Source organism: Mucilaginibacter sp. HD30 (assembly GCF_054061755.1).
On sequence record NZ_JBSSEO010000001.1, the window covers coordinates 4,357,359 to 4,375,949 of the forward strand.

Here is an 18,591-nt window from a genome sequence, read left to right on the forward strand (position 1 = left end):
AGCAAGCATTGTTGTTGAGTATAACAGACCGGTATCCTCGCCATAATATTTATAAAATCTGTTGAAAATAAGGTTAATTATCTTTTTCATTTGTCTGTATCTGTTGCCATGTCTATTATAGAATAAGTTAAACCCGAAACAAAAAATAATGGATTGGTTGATTTCCCGAATGTGAAAATTCCATCTAATACCAATTTTCCCGCCATGATTGCCATTTGTTCTCTATCATTCGCTCGGTAAGCTTGAGAAAATTTCCCAGCATGTTTCAAAATAGACGGTATTCCTAATAGTTTCGAAGCCACGCCGGAATAACGTCCAACTGTTTTTATACTGTTTACAACTTCGTCTATTCTACTAGCTTGGCTTACTCCTTCATCAATCGTGCCGAATGCAATAGAGAGCCCATCTGCAAGATCGGATAAACCATTGTCTTTTTGTTTATTTGTACTATGAATATTCACTTCCTCTAACCGAAATCCGAATATAGGATCAGGCCCGTCCATTAAGCCGTAAGTTGGATTTACATGAAAATATCCAGGTGTTCCTTTATCAGCCGCTGCGTTCATCCTTTCCGCCACACTTAGCCACATGGCTGCCCGCTGTTGAGGTGACCATCCTAACGAGTTTGCGATACGATCGAAACCAATAGATTGTGCTGAAGGTCCGCCAGTATACTTATAAACCCGGGTAATGTCAACTGAATTCCAAAAGCCGCCAAATGGACTATTCCATAGTTTATCGAGCACTTCTGTTAGAACAGCGCCCATTTTAGCCTGCTCAATTTGGCCTTTTAAGTATGAGATGTAGCCAGGCGTATACCACCCACCACCCCCACCAAACGCCTCATAGGATGCCTTGAAGTAGTCGTTCAGAACAGACCCAAATTCTAATCCGTACTTTCCCCTTTCATTCGGTGTCATCAAATCCCCCAGCGGGTCATTAAACATCACCGGATTATTCCCGCTATAGTTGTAAACCGAAAGACTTTCCGCCCCCTCCGCAATCGGGTCAACCCCCGTCCAACGCCCCAGCGCTGCATCATAATTACGATAGAAAGTCTGCATCAGGTCGGGCAGATCGCCAAAATCGTTTTGCAACTCGCTACCACCGTTATAAAGACTCTTGTTGGGCAAAACAGCAGGGGTAAGCCCGCCCGTTTGCACCATGCCAAAAGCGTAGTAGCTGTTTTCCTGTATTACTTTGGCAACACCATCATTGTTAACAAAGGTTACCCTTGCATTGCCCTGCTGGTCGGTTATTATGTATTGTGGCTTTAGTGTGCCTCCTGTGTAAAGAACGCGCCCCTCCGGCGTCCCGAAGTATGCTAATGTACTATTTTCATAAACAAAGCCCCCAATGTAATCGGTGGTTTTTTGCAGGGTGGTGTTATATTGCTGTTTACGTAATAGCATGCCATCGCTACTGTAAGTATAAACCAAAAACTTGTTGGTGCCGGTTAGCTTAATGGTATCCGCCCTGTTTAAAACATTGTAGGTAAACCCGAGTCCTTTGTAGGGATCAGTTTTAATATTCCCGTTATCATCATAAGCATAATCACCCGTGCTGCCTGTAAGGTTCCTGAAACCGTAACCGGTATAGTTGGCCCCTGTACCATCCGTCATGTGCTTTAAACGGTTGGGGTTATTACTGTCGTAGGTATAGGTAAGGTTATCAATGGCGCTTACCGTTCCGCTCAGTAAGGCATTGCGCTTCAATGCCGTTATATTGCCGTTCACATCATAGGCAATATCCTTTTCGTCATAGGCTCCGTTACCGTTCCAGCTGCCGCTAATCTTTTCCTGGTACAGGGCGCTGGTCAGCCTGTTTAGCTGATCATAGTTGTAATTATAATTGCGCTCCGGCCCTTTAATCCCCAAGCTGTCGCGGCTCATCCAGCGTACCGAACTGAGCTGCCCGTTCCAGCTGGCGGTATTGCCGGTTACCACGGTATTATAATCCAGCTGCATGCCGAACACATCATCATCGTCATCATTCAGGCCGTCAACGGTAAGCGTGCTGTTGTTAATACTGGTTTGCTGCCCCCGTATGTTGTACCGGTAATCAACCGACTGCAAATAAGGGTTGCTGCCTATTTTGGCCACAAATTTTGATCCCGAAGCGGCAACGAAATCCGGCGTAAGCGTAATGGAGTTGCTGGCCACTCTCAGCACATCCTGCCCGCTTGCTACCGATTGAGCGGTACCCAGCGTAAGGTTGGTTGGAATAGCCGCCCCCCCGTTTATGGCATGCAGGTTCTTTTTTACCAGCTGGCCTATCTCGTTGTAAACATAATTACCCACCCGTACAACAGGGTCGCTGTTGTACTGCTGGTCAAGTGTGCTCAGCCGGAAACCTACATCATAATTATAAATTGTTTTTACCGTAACAGTAGCCGATGTCACCTTTTTTACCAGGCTCACAGTAGGCATGCTGATAAAATTCATTACGGTGGTGCTTACATCCGCAACCGTGCTGTTCAGCTGGTTGTTGCCCTGCGTTTGTATGGGCCTTTCCTTGCTGTCATAAAAAACCACGCCGGTAAGCCATATATTGCTCAGGCCCGCGCCTATGGTTCTTTTCCTGCTCATGGTTGCCAGGCCGCGTGTTTTTGTGGTGGCGGTACCTTCGCCGGGCAGGCTCTGGTTTTGATAACTAAAATCAGCCGTTCCGTTGCCGTCCAGATCGTAATCGTCAAAATAGCCATAGGCCAAAGGTTCTATATCCGCAGTGGGGAAAACGTTGTTGGTGTAATAACCCGTGCCCGATGTGCTGTTGCGCTCCTCGGCCCAAACCGTGTTATAACCCGACAGGCCGCTTACGTAAGTTTGCATTCCTGTACGCGTAGTATACGTAGCGTTTACATATATTCCCTGTGATATGGCCCTGCCTTCTATATCATATTTTATATAGTTCCACTTATTGGCAGCGCGAAGGTTGGCATCCTGCAACAGCACCGGGCGGCTCAGCGGATCATAAATAACATACATTACCCCTGATGACGGAACGGTTTTTTCAATTAGCCGGCTCATGTTATCGTACTCGTATTTAAACAGCAGGTTGTTTACAGCTGTTTGGCTAAGTGCGTAGTTGGCAGCAGCTTTCATCAGGCTGAGGGCCTTTGGGGGCACCACATAACTAACCATACCTGCGGCATTATATATATAATAGGTATCTAAATAACCGCTGCCTTTTACCTGCCGCTTTAACACCGTTTGGCCATACACATTGGTAAATACCCGCGTCTCAATACTCTGCTCATCGGTAGCATCAACAACGGACAGCTTGTTGGCGGCATAATAAGTTGGCGAGGTAGTACCCGTCAGGCTCCATTGCAGCACACTGTCGGCAACGGTGCTGCTGCGGTAGCTAACCGTTTTATAATGCTGCCCGCTCACCGGCTGGAAGCCTGTACCTACCAAACCTTCTTTTAAAACCCGTTGCAGGGGGCTGTTTTCAAATACGCGGGCGCTGTAGGCCGCCGTGTCAACCGCTATTTTATCGGTAGTTATTTGGTAAAACGTTTTTTGCTGGCTAATGGCGGTGCTGTGGTAACTGCCGTCTGTTGATGTGGATACGTAAGGCAGGTAACCGGTTGTTTGCTGACCCAGCGCATTGTAAGCCATTGGCTGCACCACATCTTTTTGCAAGGGGCTGGCCTGTATGGCTACAGACTGTATTACCCTGCCCAGGCCGTCAAAATAAGTTCTGCTGCTTTGCTTTTTGGCCTGGTTAAGCGTATCAATTTGTGCCGACGTGGTTATGCCCGCAATGGTAATAACATCCTGTTGGATAAAGGTGCGGCTTTGCGCCCAAGCCTGCTGACTAAGCAGTAACGCCAATCCCAAAACGATAACACTAAGCATCCCGGATGCCGAAGATTGGTTGTAGCGCAGCTTATTCACAAGGCGTAGGGTTTAGGATGACCATAAAATAGCTCATTGTATCAACGTTATAGGTGTACACGTTGGCATGCAGCCAGTTCTTGCATTCGGCTGCTGTCGAGTCTGTCTCTGCAACTACGCTTATGTCTGTGTCTTCGCCGTAACAATAAACCTTAACCGTATAACTGCCCTGCGGTATGGTTGTAAAGCCGATATTGCCCGCCTCAACCCTTTTAACAACTACGCCCCCTTGTAAAAACTCCAGTCTTTTTAAACCGCTGCTGCTTGTATTATTAATATAGTAAAGCGCAACCATCGGCGGCGGCGGCGTTTTTATGGTTATTTCGTATGTACTGCTTTGTGGCGCGTACCCGGTTGCGGTTGTCGTAAGCGTTACAGTATAGGTGCCGGGCGTTGTCCAGGTATGCACGTTGCTTGATGTCGGGCTTGAACCGTCGCCATAATTCCAGCTAAAAGTGGGCATAGGCAAGTCACAGTCCGCGTAATTGTTGGCTATATAAAAAGTATACGCTTCGTTAACGTAATAGTCTTTGTGACCTACCGGTTCGTTAGGCGCAAAAAGCGGATAGGGCAACGTGACGCTTGGATTCTTAAAATCGTAAGTTTTTCTCAACGTTATCTGCTTGTCTTTGTCGAATGCCAGATGCACCCGCCCGAACTTATCTTTCTGGTAGTATGCTGTATTGCCGTTGGTGCCTGTTTCAACCAGGGCGTAGTTAAAATTCGCGTCGTAACCACTTGTGCTTACTTCCGTGGTTTGGGGGTAGCACAGCACATCATGGCCTATAACAAGGCTATTGGTAACAGTAAAGCTGACGGTAAAGTTGTCAGCAAGCATACTTACCGGTAGTTTAACCTCATAGTATTTCCAGATATTACTGTTATCGTACGTGAGCGTTGCCGATACCGTACTTGCCGCTATGGCATTTACGTTAAACGAACCCCCCGATGCCGATTTTATCCAGGCAGAAAAAATGTAATATTTTACCCATGTATTTTTTGTAATGGCCCGCGTAAAAGTTACGTTGCCGGTAAATGAATCAGCAGCCTGTCCGTCCCAGCGGCCCGCTACCGTTGCAATGTTTGCCGGCGTGCTAGGCACAAAATTTTCGGTTACATTAGAAGACAAAGCATAGGCAACCTCTGTAGGAGCGGCGTTGTTAAATACGGCCAAAGGCACTTGCCGAACGGTGTCGCTTAGCACGGTTTGCGGGCGCCTGTTAATGCCCACGCCGCTCTTGAGCATGCCCAGCTTATCATAGCTCGTTAGCGTATTGGCCAGCACGTACCGTGAGTCGGGCGTTGCCGCGTTGGTGGTGATTGTAGGTACAAAATCGGTCAACCCTGCTGGCGAGATCAATTTATAAACCTGCGACGGCAGTATGTTAGGCACTAAAGCGTCTTTAGACGTAAAAGATGCAAACTTGGTTACCTGTCCGCCGGTAACTCTAAACGTTCCTGAACCCGACGGCTTAATCTCGTTGTAAGTTTCTAAAGGTATATTGATGTTTTTTGCCACAAGTGCCGTGCTGTAGGCTGATGCTGTACCACCGGCGTAATCTCTGGTGTAAGAGATATGCGTGCGCGATACTGATCCGTCGCTGCCTGTTTTTTCCTCTTCGGTAACCAGGTGGTGAGCCGTTGAACTATAATAAAACTTTGTAAGCTCAGAAATCCCTGCCGTAACCGAAGGGTCAAACACCTTACTGTCTATCTGCGCAACCAGCTCACTGGTATTGGTTAGTATCGCGTATTTAGCATATACTTTTGCATAATCATTTTCATCAAGTCTCAGTGCGTATACAGGAGTAGCGCTTGCGTTTGACCGTGTATAAGTATAGTTTGATTCTGCCACCTTGCTGCCGGCCTCATTATAGCTCCTTTCCCTTTTGAGCAGGCCCTGCTCAAATTCATAATTTGCATTCGGCGCGAAGGGATAAGTGCGTACGGTATTTTCAAGCAAGCCAAGGCTGGGCGTACAGCCGGGTACAGCGGCATGGCTGATAGTGGGAGTCCAGTCTCCTAAAGGAACGGTAGCGGCAAAAGCTCCGGCGGGAATACTATAATCGGATATGGTATATCCGTTGTTGGTTTGGCTTTGCTTCACCTGAGCGTACATAATGGTCTGGTCGTTCTCTGACTGATCTGAAATGACAGTGACTGTAGAATTGCCGGTTGTTGGCGATGATGCAACCGGCCGGATGAATTTGTACTGTGGCAAAGCTAAAGGCACTCCCGTTGAAACGCCGAGACTGTCCGCATAACCGTAATTACGCACGATGTTGTTAGTTGCGCTTATGCCGTCGAAGTCCGTTATTTTTTTTATCCGGACTCCACCACCATATATTACCGTGCCCAGGTTTGGGTCTTTATAGCTGTTTGATTCATACTCAAAATCAGTAGTACCACTATTAAAGTACTTTATTTGCTTCAGCATGGCTATATTAGTCATTGCTGCATTGGTAGTGCCAACGTTATTTGACTTTTTGCCTGTGTAATAGCCCCATGCGTCTGTGTATTGAAAAACGGAGTCTCGGTTGGAATAGACGTAAGGCCCTTTGATGCCGGATTCGCCCTCATATACAAACCTGTAGTTGAGTGGTGAAGCGCATTCCTCGGCGGTTATGCTGCGCAGGCAGTTAAACTCAAATGAGACGGAATCTTTGTTGAAATTGACAGTTGCATAATTAAAAGCATATTTTATGCCTTTTGATGATATTGAACTTAACAACGTTCCCTGAACGATGTCGTTTGTTTGCGTATTATAGGAAAAATTGACCGTATCACCTTTGGCGGATATGTTAGACAATACGTTAACATCACTTTCGTTGAAAACCGCATACATTGAGTCCAGCCCAGTCCCGCCGGAGTTAGCCGCTACAAGGTCCCTGGTTGACGAAGCGCCTTTGTTTGTATAGTTAAATGAAACCGTATTGCCGCTAGCATCCGTTATGCTTGTTAGCAGCCAGGCATCATAATAACCCACCAAGTTTAGGTACTGATAATACTGTTTTTTAAAGTATTTAATGTTTGCCTCGGGCCAGTAAGGCATTCCGATATCCCATCGTGTAGAGGTTACCATTGAGGCAAGGTTACCAAGCGTAAAATGGTATTTGGTGCCTCTGTTGTTGGTAACCGTAAAGCTGCCCAAGAAGGTAGTTGAAATATCATACTCTATTTTAAGGTCCTGGTAAGGAGCAAGCCGTATCTGATTATTGCTGTCAAACACAAAATTGCATGACAAACCGGGTGCTCTCACGCTAAACAAATCAGGCTCGGTATCGTCGTAGTCATTAAAATGGCTGGATATATAGGATAGGTCGGTTGTCTGGTCGGTACAATTAGGGGGATTGCTGTTGTTGGCTATTGCAAACCCGTCAATAGCCGCGCCCTTTGAGCTATATAACCATCCTTGGAGTTCGCCGCCAAGTCCTCCGTAGTCGTCGGGCAAACCACGCACTTCACGGGTAATTTGCCCGCCGGCAATCAAGTTCCACCCCAAACCGGCCGTTCCTTCGCCGTATTTTAATTTCACGCCGTTTGACCCGTACGCCAAACTAACCGGAACCGTTACATCTCCGGCTTGAATGTTATCAATGGGTACGACCACGCTTGAAGTCCCGGTATTCAAATTTACCGACACAGGGGCTTGGGAGAAGCCTAACGCGCAGCGCAAAACAATACCTATGCTAAATAGTGTTTTTTTCATGGTGATAAGGTTTGATTGGTTACTTTTTGGTAGAAACTTCCTCAAGTTTTTTGATGCGATCAGCTTGTGCTTTAAGCTGCACTTGCTGCTCCAACAGATATAGTGTCAGCTCCTCCACCTTTTTAAGCAGTTTCATGTTCATCTCGCTTAGCATAATGCCTTCTTTCTCCATGTGTGCTGCCGAAGGTATCTCGGGCAGGTGACGGTTTTTGTTTACATATGCTCTAAGGTCGTCTAAGGACGTTAGCTTATATTCAGGCTCAAACACATAATCAGGTACGGGAATACTGAGGTCCACTTTCACCTCTTTCGAATGAATTTTTCCATCAACGGTTAACTTTTCGTCGGGGCTGGCTGTGCCAATGCCTACGTTGCCGCCCTGCGGATTAACAATGGTATTTCCCCATGTTGAGCCGCTGCTATTAACCGATTGCAGAATGCCGTATCCTGCTGCGTCGGCAGAAGTGATTAAATTTATGGAGGTTTTTCCTACCGCCGCCGATCCAACCGAAAAGCTGGTTGAGACTCCCGTGTTGTAAACACTCGCGTTACCACCCTGAACGTCGAGCTTAGTAGCCGGTGTGGTGGTGCCGATGCCTACGTTGGCCCCATTGCCCAGTATAAGAGTATTAGAAGCTGTTGCCTGGGCATTATAACCTACGGCAGTAGCGTTAAAAAGATCGCTTGCGCTTGCTGTTCCCGCGTTATAGCCAATAAAGGTAATTCCACTGCCGGTAATGTTACTCATACCCGAGTTAGTACCGATGAAGGTATTCCCGCCTCCTGTGGTATTCGCGTATCCCGCTCTGTTGCCAAATAAGCATTGTAAGTACCTGTAGAATTCTGATAGCCCGCGTTAGGACCAACCACCGTATTGTCACTCCCGTTGCCTGCAGTCAAAGCGCCGATACCAATGGCAATATTAAAAGCTCCTGTTGATACATAACTGCCTGCGCCGTTTCCTATAAATAAATTGTCGGTACCACTTGTTAGCGCCTGACCTGGAAACCTGTTGGAGCTATTAACATTGACCGTTCCCAGAATGATGTTGTTATTGCCGGTGGTTATTGCGCCCGCAGCCCAGCCGATAATGGTACTGAAACCTCCGGTAGTAAGGGTGCTTCCCGCGCTGGTACCTAAGAGGGTATTGCCACCTCCGGTCATGGTGCTGTTGCCTGCACCCGCGCCTACGTAAGTCGAGTTGCCATTTGAATACAAATTGCTGCTCTTAATGAGACCGGCTACCGTAAGCGTGTAGTCGGGTGTGGTTGTACCGATACCCACGAGTCCACTTGATGTAACCGTTAGACGTGCCGCTCTGTTGCCTGCGTTAGATCCTGTAATAAAACTTATTTTAGTAGGAATATTACCGGATGAAGGGGTGCCGTCAACCAGAAAATCAACCCCTCCGGCATTTTGAAAGTTCGATCCATCATATCCGGAAGACAAAAATGACAGTATCTGATCATTGTTCTGAAGCGCTGTTGGACTTGCAAGAGTTCCCCTTGATCGTCGCCCGAAAAAAACGGGGCGTAATGTGGCGGAACTCGCTGCGACGGCGTTCAATACCGCTTTGTTCTCACCTTCACTATACACTACAGCTCCTATATCGCCCGTTGACGTCCAGTTTGCGGCTGGTGTTGAAGCTCCCACAGTGCCCTGTACGCCAAATTTAGTTGTAGGGCTTGAAATGCCTATTCCAAGTTTGTCGGAAGTTGTATAAATGGTTCCGGTCCCGTAGCTCCATTGAGCGAAGGAAGGTAAAGCAAAAGCGAGCGCGAGTGCACTTAAGATGATTTTTTTCATTGTGAAAGGGTGTTAGTTTGGTGATTGTTAAGGTAGTAAAAAAACAGGAAGAAACAATATTTGAAAGAGATAATGCTTTATCAGGCTTAGATAGGTTTTTTCATTGTGATATGATAAATCAGTTAGCAAGCAAGTCGCTACTGGCAATGTCTAGATAGCCGGTAGCCGCCCTGTCAAGACGGGCGGATTGTCAGCAAAGATTCGGTCTCCGCTATCGTGATAAGGTATAGGCTCTATATAATAGAGATGACCTAATCCATGAACATTTTTTGATAATGCAGATTTTTTAAGATGCGCAATGTCAATATTTATGGGAACTTCACCGTTACCGTGGTGAAGCCCTTGCTTTCTGTCCCGTCAATCAGCAGCTTTAGGTAAATGTGGTATTTCAGCAGGCTAACGAAGTCCTCATAGCTGAACTTAGGGTAAAACTCCTGTGTCATGACCTTCGCGTCGGGAAGCCCGATCTGGAAGCAGATGATCGTTCCCACGTTGCCGAATACGGCGCTGCGAACCTCTGGTTCTAGTTGATCGAGGTACTGGTGCGTGATAAACAGTCCTACGCCGTACTTGCGGACTTCAGAGAGCATGCTTGCAAAGGAGGCCGAGATAAAGTTGAGCGCCTCGTCTATGAACAGGTAGAAGCTCTTGCGCTTGCCAACATTGATAGCTGCCCGGCGCATGGCCGTTTTGGATGTTGGTAATGATGAAGCTCCCGAGTAGGGTAGCCGCATAATCGCCTATAATGCCTTTTGATAGATTGCCCAAAACGATCTTATTTTCATTCATGCACCGTTCGAGCGAAATGCTCTCTTGGCGGCCGAAAATACCCCGTAGCGTTTCGTTTTCCAGCAGCGCGCCCACCTTGTTCAATATCGGCAATATGGCGGTTGCCTTCGCGCGTTGGTGTTGAGGTTGTATTCCGTTTTCCAAAAGGAAAGAATGTAGGGATCATCAGTGTGCTTAAGCGAAATTCTATGTCGACTAACAGAGCGTGAATGTCCAGCAGTGGGCCCTGCGGAATAGTGAAGCAGCGTAAGTATTGCCATGCGTAATACCCTTTCCATCTTGCTGCCCCACGCGTCAAGAAAAGCTTTCTGAAAGTGGTTATCATTTCGGAGGCTACGAGCTGCCGCTGCTGTTCCGGCACGCCATGCAGCGGATTAAAAGTCGGAAGATTGTTTGCGTCAGCGGCATTGAAATAAACCACGTCCGCTTTGCGGTATTCCGGCACGCGGCGCAAAATCGCTTCAATGGTATCCGAATGCGGGTCGAGCACGCAGACTCCGTGCCCCTTGTGAATATCATCAAGCGCGATATTCATCAGCAGGTGCGACTTGCCCATGCCACTCTTCCCTATGCAGTAGATGTGGTGCAGGCGGTCGGCAGGCTTTATGCCGAAAGCCCGCTTGTCGTCCCTGAAGTCTACCCGCCATATTGGCGTGTAAGGTTTGATCTCGTAAATGCGTTAAGCGTATCTTTTTGCGGCAACGCGCGGAAGTGTTAGGTTTTAACGGTTTTCAGTGAGATTTTCATACTACCGACGATTCGGCAAAGGAAGGACAATTAGGCCATGGAAATCAAGGAACACCGCTTAATGCTGTTCATCGAACTGTACAGGGGAATTCACGGTATCAGTTTTTCAAGGGAGGAGGCGTACAGGAAGGCTTCCCTGATGCTGCAATACGCCATGCTGTGCATAAGGCCGCTTGCGAAAGCTGACGAAAGTGATATAAATAATATGCCGGATTAAGTTAACATCGCATATTTTTTGTACCCAGAAAGGGGCAACGGGAAGCTTAGTCAAGCAAAGACAAAAGTGTTACCCGTTATCCCTTTTTGCGCATATGGATAAAGGAAAAGATAAAATATTTTATATACGTCCGAAAGTCAAGCGAGGGAAGGGATCGCCAGGCTATTTCGCATGAGGGGCAGCTAGAAGAAATACAGAAGATTGTGGAAAGGGAAAAGCTGCCCATCGTGGCAACTTTCGATCAGCTGTCTCATGAACACTTAGACCACCATGCGCAACTGCAAAAAAGATTTGCAGAACTTGAACGGAAGATTGATTGACTGGAGGAAAGGCTAATGGCGGAAGAGATACCGAGCGAATTTTATGGTCATTCTGCCTTCTGGCGATGATTCTGGTCCGCACCCTGCTAAGGCCACAGATAACATTAGGAGCATTATTATTACTTTCATAATTTTGTTTTACCATTAGTGGCAAACAGCAGCTAAATATTACAGCCAAAACGTTTTTAATTGTATAGCTGTCTACAGGTTGCTAAACCATTTTAGCGATAGCATATATACACAAACCCCAGGCAGCAGCTTCGGGCAATAACCGTAGCGGACTTAATCCTACCCACCATTTCACAATACTACGCAAGCGGTTGGGTTCAATATCTTCGGGTTTCATTATATAACGCAGCATTACCGGTATAAAGTAACTAAAGGTGATAACACGCGATGCAAATATAATAACCGCGGCCGTAAGCCAAACGCACCTGGCCGGCCCATCATGCAGGTAAGCCATAACCATGTTGGCTATTGAAAGTAGAACCTGAGCAGGCGATACTAATGGCCAAAACCTGGTGCCCGCCAGCATTTGCCCGGAGCTGTGCAGCTTTTCTAAAAGCGTTGAGGGATGCACGTCTTTTTTCCAGTTAGGATAGATCACTAAAGTTTCGTAAAGGCCGCCACCCAGGCTTAGGGTAATGGTAAGCAGCAATAATGTTAACAGGATCAAGTTTGTCATGCCGCGAAATTAGCACGGCACTCAATCAGCTGAAATGACTATTGGGTGAAAAGGAGTATTAAATCGGCAAAGGGCGGATTGTTTCGGTGAGAGTAAGTTTTCGTTCGCTACTTGTGGGTACAGTTTCCAACAACCCCAAGCTGCGTCATTGCGGGGACATGATGCAATTTCTACACGAAAGCTACGGTAAATTTTGCTCACGAATACCAAGTCGCGTCGTCATTTACTACTTCATTATAGCGTATTTTTAATACAGCGCTACGGTTTTTCGCAGTTATTGTATGTGTTTTTTAATAAACACTCACAAATATGCTTCATATAAGTACTATTTAATGAAATTATATAATTAATTCAGGTAGATTTTAAAATTTTGCTGCGTAAATATCCATTTCAATTAAAATTTTGTTATAAATAAGGTTATTTTTTTAGTGTTATAATAAATTCTAAGGTTTTCTTAAGGTTTCGCTTTCTGTTAAAGGGTAATTTAGCTAAAATTCAAGATAATACTTAGCATAATGCACTCTTTTCACTTTAACTTATCGAACAATTATGAAGATTGAAATTCTACAAAAAAAATGGTTTCCCACGATTACCCGAGAGAAATGGATGCTTGGTGCAACCATTTTATCTGGCAAACTGATTGGCTTGGGCCTGGTGGTTGTGGCTATGTTTACATTGCCGGGACTGCTCCCCTCGTCAGCACATGCTGAAGCAGCCGCGGCCGCTCCTTCGGCCATCGAGACATCATTAATGAACACCGTCAACACCGTTTGGACATTGGTAGCGGCATTCCTGGTATTTGGCATGCAAGCCGGTTTCGTAATGCTTGAAGCTGGTTTTGCCCGCAAAAGGGAAACTGTGAATGTATTAATGGAATGTATTTTCGATACCTGTCTGTGTGGTCTGTTGTTTTGGGCAATTGGCTATGCGTTTATGTTTGGTAGCGGAAACGCCTTTATCGGATGGCATGGACCAGACGGAAAAGACTGGTTCTTTTTACAGAATATTCCACCAACCTATTTAGCAACGGGTATCCCTGTATTGGCGCATTGGATATTCCAATATGCTTTTGCTGACACCTGCTCAACCATTGTATCAGGTGCAATGATCGGTCGTACAAGTTTCCGTGGTGATATTTTGTACAGTATCGGTATCACAGGCTTCATTTACCCTATCTTAGGCCACTGGGCCTGGGGACCAGATGGATGGTTAGTTGCCCAAGGTTTCCTTGACTTTGCCGGTTCTACTGTTGTTCACACCATTGGCGGTATGGCTTCATTGGCTGGTGCTATCGTGCTTGGCCCTCGTTTGGGTCGTAAGTTTAAACGTGATGGCGGCGGCATGCCCCCTGCGCACAACCTTACCATTGCAGCGGTGGGTGGCTTCCTTCTTTGGTTTGGTTGGTACGGATTTAACCCCGGCAGTACCCTGTCTGCAATGGACGGACAAGGCATAGGCCGCGTTGCAACAAACACAACCTTAGCTGCCTGTGCAGGTGGTATAGTAGCTATGTATTTAGCTTTATGGTTTGGCGATACTAAAGGAAAATTTGATCTGGCTTTTACAATAAACGGCTTTTTGGCGGGCTTAGTGGCCATTACCTGCCCATGTTATTGGGTTGATCCACTGGGTGCCATACTGCTTGGTGCTGTTGCAGGCTTAGTTGTTTACCTGGGTACAAACTTACTGGAGTACCTGCGTATAGACGATCCGGTTGGCGCTGTGCCTGTTCACGGCCTTTGCGGTATATGGGGAACCCTGTCATTAGGCTTATTTGCTTGCGGAAAATATGGATTTACCGGCCCTACAGGACCGGACGATTCTAAGCCGTTCACCGGATTATTTTACGGTGGTGATTTTAGCCTCCTGAAATCGCAGCTTATTGGCAGTGGTGCAATAACATTGGCAACATTTGTAATTGCGCTTTTAATGATGTTCATTATCAAAAAATTACCTCACCCTTGGAGCTTAAGAGTAGAAGCTGAAGGAGAATTAATGAAAGGTGGCATAGATATGTTTGACCACGGCACAACTGCTTATCCGGAAGAAGATGCTGTAGTAGCATAACGTAAAAAACATAAATAAAAAACCGCGTCAATTATCGGCGCGGTTTTTTTATTTAGTTAAAGGGAATGAGTTTAATTATACCAGCAGTGCAGATAAACAGTTTGAGTTTTAAATTCTAATGTTTTCTTAAGGTTTGGTCTTTAGTTAAAGGTTAATTTAGCTTAAATTCAAAAAAGCAGATAAAAGTTACTGTTATATAGTTAATAATTATAATACTTGAGGTGCTTTTTTTCTTGGTACGATTTTTAGCTTCCTCAATTAGCCTCTGTTTATCACAGAGGCTTTACTTTTTTTTAAAATTTTCGTTAAATTCCCACAAATATAGTTTAATCGTTCATTAGTCGATATTATGTATAAAATTTTGCTGCTTGAGGACGATTATAAAATGGCTAATGAAATAAAGGTATTTTTAAGCAGCCAAATGCTACAATGTGATTTGGTTTATGACGGAGGATTATTTTTTAAGCATTTGCAAATGGAAAAATATGATCTGTTTGTACTGGATGTTAATGTTCCGTTGTTAAATGGCATTGAGGTTTGTAAGAAAGTGCGTGCGGATGATAGATCTAAACCAATACTTATTTTAACGGCTTATAGCGATGTAAAAAGTAAAATTGTTGCCTTTGACGCCGGCGCAGATGATTACCTGGTAAAGCCCTTCCATTTAGACGAACTTTCTGCACGTATTAAAGCGCTACTAAGACGAAGCTACTCGCAAACAGAAAACGAAAAACAAAAAATTGTAATTGACGACCTGATTATCTACCCGGGCGAAATGAGGGTAACACGGGCAGATAAAGGGATACAACTTACGCCTAAAGAATATAAGTTAATTGAATTGCTGGCTATGGAAGAAGGAAAACCCGTTTCTAAGCAAACTATTGCAGCTAAAGTATGGGGTATTAATTTTGAAACCGGCACCAATACTATTGAAGTTTATATTAATTATTTGCGAAATAAAATAGACAAAGGCCACGGCAGGGCGCTGCTACATACACGTGCCGGATTTGGTTATTATCTTAAATGAACTTAAAACAGCGATTCTCTTTTATTTTTAGTTGTTTATTCTCGGCAGTGTTGGCAATAGTTATGCTAATAGTTTACTACCTGTTTGCCGATTTAAGAGAAAATGAATTTATTGGACTACTTACCGAAAAGGCGCAGACAACCGCTAAGCTGCTCATCCATGTAAAAGAGGTTAGCTATCCAATGCAGAAGATAATTGACAGCAATACCGTAAACAAGCTGTATAATGAAAAAACGCAGGTCTATAACGAAGCCCGGGAGCTGATATACAGCAGCGCGAGTAGGCCGGGCATACATTGGACAAATGGAGATTTTGACAAGATAAAAAAAGATAAAAGTGTTTTAAAGAAGAACGCTCCCTATGTTGTACTGGGGATTTATGGGATAGTAGAGAAAAATGGTTACTATGTTTTGATCTCGGCGGATGACACCTATTACAGTGTTGGGCTACGTAATATAAAATATATATTGTTTTGCGCATTTGTAACCGGCACTGTGTTGGTTTGGTTACTCTCTTTTGGCTTAGGTAAAAGAGCGCTTGAACCGCTGGATAATTTCCGGCGAAAAATACAGGAGATCAACGATAGTAATTTAAAAATACGCTTGCATAAAGCGGAGCGCGAAGATGAAATAAACGTGCTGGCAAGTTCTTTTAATCAAATGATGGACCGTATAGATAATGCTTATGACCGTCAACGAGAGTTTACCAGCAACGCATCGCACGAACTACGTACACCAATTGCCCGTATAGCGGCGCAGCTGGAAAATTTATCGCATAGAGATGAACTGGACGAGACGATCCGCACAAACCTGCAAAGTATATTTCAGGACACTTTTCAGCTTTCTGAGGTGGTAAGTTCATTAGTAGCATTGGCTGATATTAACAGCCGCGAACACCGCCTTTCCTTCACCAGAACACGGTTGGATGAAATTGTTTATTCAAGCACTGCAGAACTTGCAAAAAGATATCCTGATTTTAAACTGAAATTTGAAATTGAGAACAACACCGGTAAAGATACCGATCTGGAAATATCCGGCGACGAGACCCTTTTAAAAATAGTTTTGCTTAACCTATTTAAGAACGCCTACCTGTATTCAGACAACCATCAGCCCGAGTGTTTAATAAGCCAGGGCGAGGGCAAGGTAACATTATATATTACCAACACCGGCGAACCGCCGGATGTGTCTGATACAGCATTATTGTTTACAGCCTTTTATCGCGGAAGCAATAGTATCAGCATTGAAGGCAGCGGCATTGGTCTTGGCATTGTGAAGCGTATTGTAGATTACCATAAGGCAAAGATCAATTACCGTATAATTGACCGTATGACAAATCAGGTTAGCTTAGTATTTACGCGTTAAATTGTAGTTTACTGTATTTTAGGGTATTGTAAAATATGGTGTAGCAGGTTTGTAGCAGGGTGTAGCACCTGTAGCATGCTACACTTTGCCGGCTATTCCTGCCCCAAATAAGTCTTGATCCGGCTTTCTGCCAAAGCCACCAGTTCATCAACCGGCCTACCGTTAGGTTCAATGGGCGCAAGCACTTCTAAGGTAACGTGGGTAAAGGTATTAAGCGGGTAAATGCCATAGCGCACCACCTGCCACGAGTTGTTAATAGCAACGGGTACCAATAAGGCATCGGGGCATTTTTTTAATATGGTAGCTACCCCCGCCGACTGGAATTTGCGCACTTTGCCATCAGCAGAGCGGGTTCCTTCCGGAAAGATCACGGCAGACCAGTTGTTATCTTTCATGCGCATGCCCAGCTTCATCAGCTCGGTTATGGCTTGGCGCTGGTCCTTGCGGTCTATATTAGCGCCACCGCCCACCTTTAAGTTGTAGGATATGGATGGGATGTTTTTGGTGAGTTCTATCTTGGAGATGAATTTAGCATGATACCTGCGCAAGTACCATATCAAAGGTGGTATATCCAGTAAACTTTGGTGATTAGCCAAAAAAATAATGGGCCGGCCCTCGGGTAAGTTTTGCTTGTTGGTGTAGGTAACTGTATCGCCTAAGAAGTAAATAGTAGCGGTTAGGCAAAAGTTAAGGATATCCACTACACGTTTGTGTGCCGCGTACCCCCCAAGCTTGTAGCAAAGCCACTGTATAGGCTGAAAGATGCACAACACCAGGAAAAAAAGTACTGTAGTGATGGGCGATAAAATGTAGCCTAAAAATTTCCTCATACCGGTAATTACGCCTGCTAAATTAGAAATATTTTATCTATTGCATGGTTATGCTGCCCTCCAGCATCATTAGTTTTACCCTTAATATCCCTGCTACGGTAACCGAGTCGGTTATGCGACCATCGCACACCATTTGGTAAGCCTCTTCAAAAGGCAGCTTGCGGGTTTGCAACTGTTCTGTGTCCTCGGGTTCAGCCTCAAATTGCTCTAATCCTGTTGCCAGGTAAATAATGCAAAGCTCGTCGCATACAGAGTTGCTTAGATACATGCGCTGTATCTCGGTCCAGTTATTGGCCTTTAGGCCGGTTTCTTCCAGTAGTTCGCGTTTGGCGGCTATTAACGTGTCCTCATCCAGCGGAGCACCGCCCTCGGGTAGTTCCCAGCTGTATTCATCCAGCGGAAAGCGGTATTGGCCCACCAGGTAGGTATTGCCATCTGCATCAAGCGGCACAACGCCGGTGGCCCGGTTTTTAAAATGCACCTTACCATATATACCTCGGTTGCCCGCCGGGTTAATAACCTGATACTCCGTAAGGTTTATCCAGTTATTATCGTAAATGTTTTGCTGCGATGTTATTTGCCAGGGGTTCTCTTCAGCGCGCTGCATAGCTTATTTATGTTTGCCCACGTTTAAAATATCATCAATATTGCCGCATCTTTTGCTTTTATCGCCTTTGCTAACATAAGGATTACTAACCGTGGTTGATTGCGCTAGCCAGACGTTTCCGTCGCAACTAAGCTTATAAACCGGCTGTTTGTTAAGGTTAAAAAGTTTAAGCGTCTCAAAAAACTGCCTGGATAGCTCAGTATATCCCTGCTTTTGTGCGACAATGTTGTTGCTTTGGCTAACTCTGCGACTGGCTTGCATCAACCTATCTAAATGACTAAACCATTGTTTATGCTGGCTATCAGACATCATATTAACGGGCATATTGCGCAAATCCCAGATAATTGCCTGCGCATTTTCGGTAGCCCGGGCTGCGTTGTTTGCAGCCAGCGCCTTTTGAATGTTGAAATAATCTTGTGTTACCTTGCTTAAAGAGTACCGCAGATCTTCTGCATTTGCAGTAGCAGCCAACAATATAATTGCAGGTAATAATAGTAGTATTAGTTTTATTTTCATAGATAATT

Annotated in this window: 14 protein-coding genes; 4 read left to right on the top strand and 10 right to left on the bottom strand. The window is 45.2% G+C overall.

Annotation, left to right across the window (positions count from 1 at the left end; translation table 11 throughout):
• Positions 1-86: 86 nt before the first annotated feature.
• From ACVW2L_RS20405 to ACVW2L_RS20430, 6 genes are all read right to left on the bottom strand, one after another.
• Positions 87-3,902, bottom strand: a complete 3,816-nt coding sequence (locus ACVW2L_RS20405) for a DUF6443 domain-containing protein (protein ID WP_457129801.1) — start codon at positions 3,900-3,902, stop codon at positions 87-89.
• Positions 3,895-7,611, bottom strand: coding sequence for a PKD domain-containing protein (locus ACVW2L_RS20410; protein ID WP_457129802.1), 3,717 nt, complete (start codon positions 7,609-7,611; stop codon positions 3,895-3,897). Before ACVW2L_RS20410 ends, ACVW2L_RS20405 begins: the two co-directional genes overlap by 8 nt.
• Positions 7,612-7,630: 19 nt before the next feature.
• Positions 7,631-8,359, bottom strand: a complete 729-nt coding sequence (locus ACVW2L_RS20415) for a hypothetical protein (RefSeq protein WP_457129803.1) — start codon at positions 8,357-8,359, stop codon at positions 7,631-7,633.
• Entirely contained in the window at positions 8,356-9,417 is a 1,062-nt protein-coding gene (locus ACVW2L_RS20420; RefSeq protein WP_457129804.1) for a hypothetical protein, read from the bottom strand. The genes ACVW2L_RS20415 and ACVW2L_RS20420 overlap by 4 nt, the downstream gene beginning before the upstream one ends.
• A gap of 308 nt (positions 9,418-9,725) precedes the next feature.
• Entirely contained in the window at positions 9,726-10,151 is a 426-nt protein-coding gene (locus tag ACVW2L_RS20425; RefSeq protein ID WP_457129805.1) for a TraM recognition domain-containing protein, read from the bottom strand.
• A gap of 47 nt (positions 10,152-10,198) precedes the next feature.
• Complete coding sequence (locus ACVW2L_RS20430; protein ID WP_457129806.1) at positions 10,199-10,762, bottom strand: hypothetical protein; 564 nt, start codon at positions 10,760-10,762, stop codon at positions 10,199-10,201.
• A gap of 228 nt (positions 10,763-10,990) precedes the next feature.
• Between ACVW2L_RS20430 and ACVW2L_RS20435 the strand changes: the two genes are divergently transcribed.
• Positions 10,991-11,170: a hypothetical protein gene (locus ACVW2L_RS20435; protein WP_457129807.1), complete on the top strand. Its 180-nt coding sequence runs from the start codon at positions 10,991-10,993 to the stop codon at positions 11,168-11,170.
• A gap of 531 nt (positions 11,171-11,701) precedes the next feature.
• Here ACVW2L_RS20435 and ACVW2L_RS20440 read toward each other — a convergent pair.
• On the bottom strand, positions 11,702-12,175 hold the full coding sequence (locus ACVW2L_RS20440) for a hypothetical protein (RefSeq protein ID WP_457129808.1): 474 nt from the start codon (positions 12,173-12,175) through the stop codon (positions 11,702-11,704).
• A 549-nt stretch (positions 12,176-12,724) separates the two neighbouring features.
• Here ACVW2L_RS20440 and ACVW2L_RS20445 point away from each other — a divergent pair.
• The 3 genes from ACVW2L_RS20445 (at position 12,725) to ACVW2L_RS20455 (ending at position 16,630) form a co-directional block, all read left to right on the top strand.
• The gene (locus tag ACVW2L_RS20445; protein ID WP_457129809.1) at positions 12,725-14,242 is read left to right on the top strand and encodes an ammonium transporter; all 1,518 of its coding nucleotides are present in this window, start codon (positions 12,725-12,727) and stop codon (positions 14,240-14,242) included.
• 349 nt (positions 14,243-14,591) lie between these two features.
• Positions 14,592-15,269, top strand: a complete 678-nt coding sequence (locus tag ACVW2L_RS20450; protein WP_457129810.1) for a response regulator transcription factor — start codon at positions 14,592-14,594, stop codon at positions 15,267-15,269.
• 62 nt (positions 15,270-15,331) lie between these two features.
• Positions 15,332-16,630: an ATP-binding protein gene (locus tag ACVW2L_RS20455; protein WP_457129811.1), complete on the top strand. Its 1,299-nt coding sequence runs from the start codon at positions 15,332-15,334 to the stop codon at positions 16,628-16,630.
• Between the two features lie 92 nt (positions 16,631-16,722).
• Here the strand turns inward: ACVW2L_RS20455 and ACVW2L_RS20460 are convergent, their stop codons facing one another.
• Genes ACVW2L_RS20460 through ACVW2L_RS20470 form a run of 3 tightly spaced genes read right to left on the bottom strand, consistent with a single transcriptional unit; the run spans position 16,723 to position 18,583 of the window.
• A complete protein-coding gene (locus tag ACVW2L_RS20460) occupies positions 16,723-17,460 on the bottom strand; it encodes a lysophospholipid acyltransferase family protein (RefSeq protein WP_457129812.1) in 738 nt (245 codons plus the stop codon).
• 37 nt (positions 17,461-17,497) lie between these two features.
• On the bottom strand, positions 17,498-18,067 hold the full coding sequence (locus tag ACVW2L_RS20465) for an NUDIX domain-containing protein (protein WP_457129813.1): 570 nt from the start codon (positions 18,065-18,067) through the stop codon (positions 17,498-17,500).
• 3 nt (positions 18,068-18,070) lie between these two features.
• Positions 18,071-18,583, bottom strand: a complete 513-nt coding sequence (locus tag ACVW2L_RS20470) for a DUF3347 domain-containing protein (protein WP_457129814.1) — start codon at positions 18,581-18,583, stop codon at positions 18,071-18,073.
• Positions 18,584-18,591 lie beyond the last annotated feature (8 nt).

What these genes read in the sequence shown, in the direction of transcription:
- ACVW2L_RS20410 (WP_457129802.1), bottom strand. Translation starts at nt 7,611, where the DNA reads ATGAAAAAAACACTATTTAGCATAGGTATTGTTTTGCGCTGCGCGTTA.
- ACVW2L_RS20415 (WP_457129803.1), bottom strand. Translation starts at nt 8,359, where the DNA reads ATGAGTAACATTACCGGCAGTGGAATTACCTTTATTGGCTATAACGCG.
- ACVW2L_RS20420 (WP_457129804.1), bottom strand. Translation starts at nt 9,417, where the DNA reads ATGAAAAAAATCATCTTAAGTGCACTCGCGCTCGCTTTTGCTTTACCT.
- ACVW2L_RS20425 (WP_457129805.1), bottom strand. Translation starts at nt 10,151, where the DNA reads ATGCGGCTACCCTACTCGGGAGCTTCATCATTACCAACATCCAAAACG.
- ACVW2L_RS20430 (WP_457129806.1), bottom strand. Translation starts at nt 10,762, where the DNA reads ATGGGCAAGTCGCACCTGCTGATGAATATCGCGCTTGATGATATTCAC.
- ACVW2L_RS20435 (WP_457129807.1), top strand. Translation starts at nt 10,991, where the DNA reads ATGGAAATCAAGGAACACCGCTTAATGCTGTTCATCGAACTGTACAGG.
- ACVW2L_RS20440 (WP_457129808.1), bottom strand. Translation starts at nt 12,175, where the DNA reads ATGACAAACTTGATCCTGTTAACATTATTGCTGCTTACCATTACCCTA.
- ACVW2L_RS20445 (WP_457129809.1), top strand. Translation starts at nt 12,725, where the DNA reads ATGAAGATTGAAATTCTACAAAAAAAATGGTTTCCCACGATTACCCGA.
- ACVW2L_RS20450 (WP_457129810.1), top strand. Translation starts at nt 14,592, where the DNA reads ATGTATAAAATTTTGCTGCTTGAGGACGATTATAAAATGGCTAATGAA.
- ACVW2L_RS20455 (WP_457129811.1), top strand. Translation starts at nt 15,332, where the DNA reads ATGCTAATAGTTTACTACCTGTTTGCCGATTTAAGAGAAAATGAATTT.
- ACVW2L_RS20460 (WP_457129812.1), bottom strand. Translation starts at nt 17,460, where the DNA reads ATGAGGAAATTTTTAGGCTACATTTTATCGCCCATCACTACAGTACTT.
- ACVW2L_RS20465 (WP_457129813.1), bottom strand. Translation starts at nt 18,067, where the DNA reads ATGCAGCGCGCTGAAGAGAACCCCTGGCAAATAACATCGCAGCAAAAC.
- ACVW2L_RS20470 (WP_457129814.1), bottom strand. Translation starts at nt 18,583, where the DNA reads ATGAAAATAAAACTAATACTACTATTATTACCTGCAATTATATTGTTG.